Annotated in this window: 1 protein-coding gene; it reads right to left on the reverse strand. The window is 59.0% G+C overall.

Annotated features, from left to right (window positions below; genetic code table 11):
• A partial coding sequence (locus F8R15_RS20940) for an ion transporter (protein WP_152845883.1) occupies positions 1-659 on the reverse strand: 659 nt, incomplete at both ends.

The following is a 659-nucleotide window of genomic DNA, read 5'->3' on the forward strand; positions in this document are numbered from 1 at the left end:
ACGATGAGGCCCACCAGAAGGTTCACCACTGCGAAGGTCGTGACCATGATGAAAGGCACGAAGAAGGCCCAAGCCAGAGGGTGGGTTTCCATCACCGGGCGCACAATCCCCATCGACCAGCTCTCGAGCGTCATGATCTGAAACAGTGAATAGGCTGATTGTCCGAGCGAGCCGAACCACTGCGGGAAACTCGCGCCGAACAACTTTGTCGCCATCACGCTCGCGATATAGAAGATGATGCCCATCAAGAGGAAGACGCTGCCCATGCCCGGCAGGGCGTTGATGAGCCCCTCGACCACGCGCCGCAGGCGCGGCGCGACCGAAATGATGCGCAAGAGCCTCAGCACTCGAAGCGCCCGCAGCACGCTGAAGACCTGCGCGCCGGGCAGAAGCGACACGCCGACAATGGTGAAATCGAAGAGGTTCCAGCCAGACCGGAAGAAGCCCAATCTCTGCACCACGAGCTTAAGTCCAATCTCGATCACGAAAACCGACAGGCAAAGCATGTCGAGGAGCCGGATCAGATCGCCAGCCAAGGCCATCGCGCGCTCCGAAGTCTCCAGTCCAAGAAGCAATGCGTTGAAAAGGATCACGGCCGTGATCGTGTTCCTGAAAGTTGATGTGTCGAGCGCCATCGCGATCCGGTCGCGCAAAGTCAT

This window comes from Thioclava sp. JE_KL1 (assembly GCF_009296265.1).
GTDB lineage: Bacteria > Pseudomonadota > Alphaproteobacteria > Rhodobacterales > Rhodobacteraceae > Thioclava.